Source organism: Actinomycetospora sp. (genome assembly GCF_055612215.1).
This window is the reverse complement of the sequence record NZ_JBVPVA010000323.1, coordinates 1-6,653: the sequence shown is the minus strand read 5'-3', so window position 1 is coordinate 6,653 and position 6,653 is coordinate 1. Positions and strand designations below refer to the sequence as shown.

6 protein-coding genes are annotated in these 6,653 nt (G+C 76.6%); 4 read left to right on the top strand and 2 right to left on the bottom strand.

The genetic code is table 11. The features are described from left to right. Positions 1 to 329 precede the first annotated feature (329 nt). From AC0CYZ_RS09260 to AC0CYZ_RS09245, 4 genes are all read left to right on the top strand, one after another. Positions 330 to 1,541, top strand: coding sequence for a cytochrome P450 family protein (locus AC0CYZ_RS09260; RefSeq protein ID WP_472214517.1), 1,212 nt, complete (start codon positions 330 to 332; stop codon positions 1,539 to 1,541). A gap of 33 nt (positions 1,542 to 1,574) precedes the next feature. Further along, a complete protein-coding gene (locus tag AC0CYZ_RS09255) occupies positions 1,575 to 2,741 on the top strand; it encodes an Hsp70 family protein (RefSeq protein ID WP_472214515.1) in 1,167 nt (388 codons plus the stop codon). A gap of 104 nt (positions 2,742 to 2,845) precedes the next feature. Continuing rightward, positions 2,846 to 3,676: a DNA-formamidopyrimidine glycosylase family protein gene (locus AC0CYZ_RS09250; protein ID WP_472214513.1), complete on the top strand. Its 831-nt coding sequence runs from the start codon at positions 2,846 to 2,848 to the stop codon at positions 3,674 to 3,676. A gap of 43 nt (positions 3,677 to 3,719) precedes the next feature. Next, a complete protein-coding gene (locus AC0CYZ_RS09245) occupies positions 3,720 to 4,397 on the top strand; it encodes a DUF1707 SHOCT-like domain-containing protein (protein ID WP_472214511.1) in 678 nt (225 codons plus the stop codon). Positions 4,398 to 4,429: 32 nt separating this feature from the next. Here AC0CYZ_RS09245 and cobA read toward each other — a convergent pair whose 3' ends face one another. Continuing rightward, a complete protein-coding gene (gene cobA, locus AC0CYZ_RS09240) occupies positions 4,430 to 5,656 on the bottom strand; it encodes a uroporphyrinogen-III C-methyltransferase (RefSeq protein ID WP_472214509.1) in 1,227 nt (408 codons plus the stop codon). 26 nt (positions 5,657 to 5,682) lie between these two features. After that, a partial coding sequence (locus AC0CYZ_RS09235) for a nicotinate-nucleotide--dimethylbenzimidazole phosphoribosyltransferase (RefSeq protein ID WP_472214507.1) occupies positions 5,683 to 6,653 on the bottom strand: 971 nt, incomplete at its 5' end.

Below are 6,653 nucleotides of genomic sequence, written 5' to 3'. Positions count from 1 at the left end.
CCCCCGGGCTCCCCGGGCCGTCCGCACCCTCATGTCCGACAACCGGATCGAGGTGCCCGGCTTCGGGGTCCTGCCCTGCGCCGGGGCCTATGCCCGGGTACACACGGGCGGCACGCTCCAGCGCGGGGCGTCGGTCGGTCTCCTCTGACTCCGCCGTCGGTGGGTACCGGTGCCGGACGCGGCGGCGAGATCGTGTCGACAGCTCGGGATCAGCCGGCGGGATCCCGGAGTGCCCGTCGTCCCGGCGGGCGAGGTCCTCGAGGCACAGGGCGCTGGTCACGCTGTCGCGGCAACCGTGGGCGCACGCCCCGGCTGACACACTCGGAGGCGTGACCACCGACCTGGCCACCGGACCCGTCTTCACCGACGAGTACTGGGCCGACCCGAACGCCACCCTGTCGCGCCTGCGCGAGATCGCGCCGGTGCGCGAGGTCGACCTGCCCGAGGGCGGGTCGACCTGGCTCGTCACCCGCTACGACGACGTCCGGGCCGCGTTCACCGACCCCCGCCTCGCCAAGGACCCCCGTGCCCTGCTGCCCGAGGCCGAGCGGCCCGCCGAGCCGCTCATCCCCGGCCCGACGGGCCGCATGCTGCTGCTCAACGACCCGCCGGTGCACACCCGGCTGCGCAAGCTCGTCGTGCAGGCGTTCACGGTGCGCCGGGTCGCGTCGCTGCGCCCGCGGATCGAGCAGATCGCCGCGACGCTGCTCGACGCGCTCCCGCCCGACGAGCCGGTCGACCTCGTCGCGACCTACGCGGTCCCGCTGCCGATGGCGGTGATCTGCGAGCTGCTCGGCGTCCCGCCGGTCGACCGCGAGGCGTTCGCCCACTGGTCCAACACGATGATCGACAACTCGCCGGAGGAGGCCAAGCAGCAGGCCTCGGCGAGCCTCGCGGCCTACCTCGCCGAGCTCGTGGACGCCACGCGCGCCGACCCCGACGACGCGCTGCTCTCCGGCCTGGTCGCCGCCTCCGACGAGGGCGACCGGCTCACCGACGAGGAGATCGTCGGGATGGGCATGATCCTGCTCATCGCCGGCCACGAGACCACCGCGAACCTCGTCGCCAACAGCGTCTTCGCCCTGCTGCGCGACCCGGCGCTGCGGGCCCGCGCGGTGGCCCTGCGCACGGCGGGCGAGCCGCTCGCGCCGCTGGTGGAGGAGTTCCTGCGGTGGGGCTCGCCGGTGTCGAACGCCCCGGCCCGCTTCGCCGCCACCGACGTCGAGCTCGGCGGCGTGGTGATCCCGGCCGGCGCCACCGTGACGCTCTCCCTCGCCGCCGCGAACCGTGATCCCGCGCGCTTCGACGCCCCCGAGCTGCACGACGTCGACCGCGACGCCTCCGGGCACCTCGCCTTCGGGCACGGCATCCACTTCTGCCTCGGGGCCTCGCTGGCGCGCCTGGAGGGCGAGGTCGCGCTCGGGGCGCTCCTCGACCGGTACCCGGGCCTCGAGGCCGCCGTCCCCCTCGCCGAGGTCGTCCACCGGCACAGCGTGCTGATCCACGCCCTCGCCGCGCTCCCGGTGCGCCTGCGCCCCTGACGCCTCGGGCGGGTCCCCCTAGGGTGATCGGCCATGGGAGACCCCCGGTGGGTGCTGGCCGTCGACCACGGCACGTCGACGACGACGGGCGCGACCGCCGACGTCGACCCCGCCGACGGCTGGACGCGGGTCACGACGGTGCGTGTGGACGGCGCCACGACGATTCCCTCGGTCGTGCTCTCCCGCGACGACGGCGCCGTGCTCGCCGGCCGCCCGGCGCTCGACGCCGCGCACGCCGACCCGCAGGCCGCCGTCGTCCGCGCGCGCTCGTTCCTCGCGACGGCCACCGGCGGCGCCGACGACCCGCTGCTCACGACCTACCCCCGCCCGACGACCGCGGTGAACGTCGCCACCGCGCTGATCGCCCGCGTGCTGCAGGCCGAGACGGGCCGCCGCGGCACCGCACCCGCCGTCGTGACCCTGCTGCGCCCGGCGTCGTGGACCGACCCGGACACCGGGCCCGCCGCCCTGCGCGCGGCCGGCCGCGCGGCTCTCGGGGCCGTCGCGGGCGGGGGTGAGGTCGAGCTGACCCTGCTGACCGGGCCGGAGGCGGCGGCGATCCGGCTCGGCGGGTCGGGGCCGGTGGTCGTGGTCGACCTCGGCGGCGGCGGCACCGAGATCGCGCTCGTCGACCGCGAGCAGCCCGACCCCGCGACCACGACGGCGACACTGCGCGACGGCCTGCCGGCCCGGACCCTCGAGGTCGGTGCCGAGGCCCTCGACGACGCCCTGACCCAGCTCGTGCTGGACCGCGCGCCGACCGCCCTCGCCGAGCGCATCCGGTTCTCGAGCGACGCCGAGGCCCACCGCGCCTGGTTCTGGCTGCGGCGCGGGGTGCACGACGCGAAGACCCGGCTGGGCGCGGAGGGCACCGTCGACGTCGCCGTACCGGTGCTCGCGCCCGAACACCCCGCACCCGGCGTCGTGCGGCTCACCCACGCCGACCTCGGCCCGCTGTTCGCCCGCGGGCTCGAGCAGGTCGGGGCCGGGATCGTCGCGCTGCTCTCCGACGCGGACGCGGACCGTCCGCCGCTGCTGGTGCGGGGCGGGGTGTCCGCGCTGCCCGGGGTGCGCGAGTGGCTGGCCGCCCGCACCGGGTGTGCCCTCGCCGCGGCCGACGACCCGGGTGCCGCGGCGCCGGCCGGGCAGGTGTGCGGCGCGGCGGCGTGGGCGGCAGCCCGGGCGGGTCTGGGTCGCTGAGGCCTCCGGGTGCCAGCGAAGCGTCGACGCTTGCAGCCAGTGGCAGTAAACCCACGTCGTCGAATCCACTTCGTCGCCCACCGCGGAGCGGGTAGCCCGGCCCCGTGGAGGGCGACGCGGTGCACCGGATCGCGGCACGCCTCTCGACCCTGGCCGGCACCACCGTCGTCCGCGCCGACCTGCGCCACCCCGCCGTCGCCGGGTCCGACCTGCGCGGCGCCCGCCTCGCCGAGACCCGCGCGCACGGCAAGCACCTGCTGACCCGGATGGAGCGCGACGGCCGCCACCTCACCCTGCACAGCCACCTGCGCCTGGACGGCTCGTGGACGCTGATCCGCAAGCACCGCGACGACGGTCGGCCCGCCCTGCCCGGCCACCTGGTGCCGAAGCTCCGGGCCGCGCTCACCCTCGACTCCGGCGTCTCGCTCGTCGGGCTCGGCGTCCCCGTCCTCGAGCTGCTCGAGACGCGCGACGAGCACCGTGTCGTCGGGCACCTCGGCCCGGACGTGCTCGCGGGGCAGCCGACCGCGACCCAGGCCGAGTTCGACACCGCGGAGGCGGTGCGTCGCCTGCGCCGGGACCCGTCGACACCGCTCGTCGAGGCGCTGCTCGACCAGCGCGGCGTCGCCGGCTTCGGCAACCTCTGGGCCGTCGAGCTGTGCTTCCTGCGGGGACGGTGGCCGTGGACGCCGGTCGGGGACGTCGAGCTCGAGCCGTTGCTGGCCCTCGGCCGTCGGATGATCACCCACAGCCTCGAGCACGGGACCGGCATGACGACGACCGGCGTGAGGCGCCGCGGCGAGAACCACTGGGTCACCGGGCGGTCGAACCGCCCGTGCCGACGGTGCGGCACGCTCGTCCGGTTCCGACCCGCGACCGGAGCGACCCACGCCCGGGAGGTGTGGTGGTGCCCCTCCTGCCAGCCCGCGCCGTGAGGCCCCTCTCGCGACCGCCCCGGCCACGGGCCAGGATGGCGGCGTGGAGGCGGAGAGCTCTGAGCTGCGCATCGGTGACCGGGAACGCCGTGAGATCGACGACCGGCTCCGGGCCGCCCACGACGCCGGCATGATCACCCTCGTCGAGTACGACGAGCGCGCGAAGGCCGCCTACGCCGCGCGGTACCGCCGCGAGCTCGAGCCGCTCGTCGCCGACCTCCCGGACGACACCGCCCCCGCCGCCGCGCCGGCCCCGGCTCCCGACGAGCGACCGACGACGGCCGATCCCGCCCCGGCCTGGCACGAGGACACCCGCACGCCCGAGTACCGCCGCGGCCGGAAGCGGGGCCTGCAGGGGCTCGTCGGCGCCGTCGTGATCGCCGTGGTGGCGATCGTCGCTCCCGGCGTCGCGACCGCCGACCAGGGCGCGGCGGTCTTCGGCAGCCGCGTCGTGCAGGTCACGCCGGGGGAGTCATCCGTGCAGGTCGGCGTGCTGTTCGGCTCGACGAAGGTTGTGGTCCCCGACGGCGTGCACGCGACGACCTCCGGGACGACGATCTTCGGCAGCACCGACTGCGACGCGGCCTGCGCGCCCGGGCCGCCCGGAGCGCCGGAGGTCCAGGTGTCCGGACGCGGGGCCTTCGGGAGCATCACGGTGCAGACCGCGACGGAGGCGGCGCAGGACCAGTTGCGGGACGAGCAGAAGCACGATCACGACTAGGTGCGCCGCCCGCCCGTGAGCACCCTCGGGTGTCATGGCACCGGGAAGTGCCCACCGGCGCGGAGCGCACCCACCTCGCCGATCACGATCACCGCCGGGGGCCGGACGCCGGCGTCGGCGATCGCGCCGGGGAGCTTCGCGAGCGTCGAGCGGGCGATCGACTCCCCCGGCAGTCCGCCCTCCTGCACCGCGACCGCGGGGGTCTCGGGGTCCCGCCCGCCCGCCACGAGCGCCTCGGCGATCGCCCCGATGTTCTCCACGGCCATGAGCAGCACGACCGTGCCGGTCAGCCGCCCGAGCGCGTCCCAGTCGACCAGCGACTGCTCGTGGCCCGGGGGCAGGTGCCCCGAGACGACGACGAACTCGTGCGTCACGCCGCGGTGCGTCACCGGGATCCCGGCGACGGCGGGCACCGAGATCGCGCTGGTCACGCCGGGCACGACCTCGACCGGGATCCCGGCGGCCGCGCACGCCTGGATCTCCTCGTAGCCGCGGCCGAAGACGAAGGGGTCGCCGCCCTTGAGCCGCACCACCCGGTTCCCGGCCTTCGCCTCGTCGACGAGCACCGCGTTGATGGTGTCCTGGCTCATGTACCGCCCGCGGGGCAGCTTCGAGGCGTCGATGACGGTGACGTCGGGCGGCAGTTCGTCCAGCAGACGCTGCGGGGCGAGCCGGTCGGTCACGACGACGTCGGCCTGCGCCAGCGCCTGGCGTCCCCGCACGGTGATCAGGCCCGGATCGCCGGGCCCGCCGCCGACGAGCGTCACGCCCGGGCTGACCGCCCGGTGCCGCCGGTCGGCCAGCGTGCCGGTGCGCAGGGCCTCGACGACACCGTCACGCACGCCGGTTGCCCGCCGCGGGTCGCCGCCGCCGAGCACGCCCACGGTCACGTCGTCGTAGCGCCCGACGGCGGGCGTCACCGCGGTCCCGGCCTCGGCGGCGTCGGCGCGCACGCAGAACACGCGGCGCTCCTCGGCGGCCTCGGCGACGGCCGCATTGACCTCCGGGGAGTCGGTGGCCGCGACGCAGTACCAGGCGCCGTCGAGGTCGCCGGCCGCGTACTCCCGGGGCTCCCAGGTGATCTCGCGCGACTCGACGACGGCCTCGAGCGCGGTGGTGACGGCGGGGCTCACGACGACGACGTCGGCCCCGACCTCGAGCAGCCCCGCCACCCGCCGCTGCGCCACCGACCCGCCGCCGACGACGACGACGCGCCGTCCGGCCAGGTCGAGACCGACGGGGTAGAGCGTGCTCGCCACGATGGGTCGTCCTCCGGTCCTACGGATCACACGGCTCCGTCGTTCTTGCTGGCGACCCCCGCCGCGTCGAAGGTCGCGACCTCCCCGAGCGCCCGCGCCGCGGCGGCGACCAACGGAGCCGCCAGGAGGGCTCCGGTCCCTTCGCCGACCCGCAGCCCGAGGTCGAGCAGCGGCTCGAGCCCCAGGTGGGTCAACGCCAGGGTATGGGCAGGCTCGACCGAACGGTGCCCGGCCAGCCACGCGTGTGACGCAGTCGGGGCCAGGGCGGCGGCGACCAGGGCCGCCGCGCCGGCGACGACCCCGTCGACGACGACGGGCGTGCGCAGCGCCGCCCCGCCGAGGAGCAGTCCCGCGATCCCCGCGATCTCGAGTCCGCCGACCGCGGCGAGCGCGCCCAGCGGGTCGCGCTCGGCGGGCAGCCCCGGTTCTGAGCGAGGGGCCCCTTCGGTCGCTCTATCCGACTGATGGGGCCCTTCGCTCGGAACGGGGGCCGGCAGCAACCCGTGCCGCGCGAGCGCCTCGCGGACGACCGCCGTCTTGTGGGCCAGCGTCGCGTCGTCGATCCCCGTGCCGCGGCCGGTCACCACCTCCGGCGCCGCCCCGGTGAACGCGCACACCAGCGCCGCCGACGCCGTCGTGTTCGCGATCCCCATGTCCCCGGTGACCAGCAGCCGGTTGCCCGCGGCGACCAGGTCGCGGGCCACCTCCACCCCGGCCACGACCGCCGCGCGGACCTCGTCGCGGCTCATCGCCGGACCGGCCGTCATGTCCGCGGTCCCGCGCCGGACCTTGCGCGGCAGCAGGCCGGGCGCCTCGTCCAGCGTGGCCGCCACCCCGACGTCCACCACGACGACCTCCGCCCCCACCTGGTGGGCGAACGCGTTCACCGCGGCCCCGCCGGCGAGGAAGTTGGTGACCATCTGGTGGGTGACCTCCTGCGGCCACGGCGTCACGCCCCGGGCGTGGACCCCGTGGTCGCCGGCGAACACCGCGACGA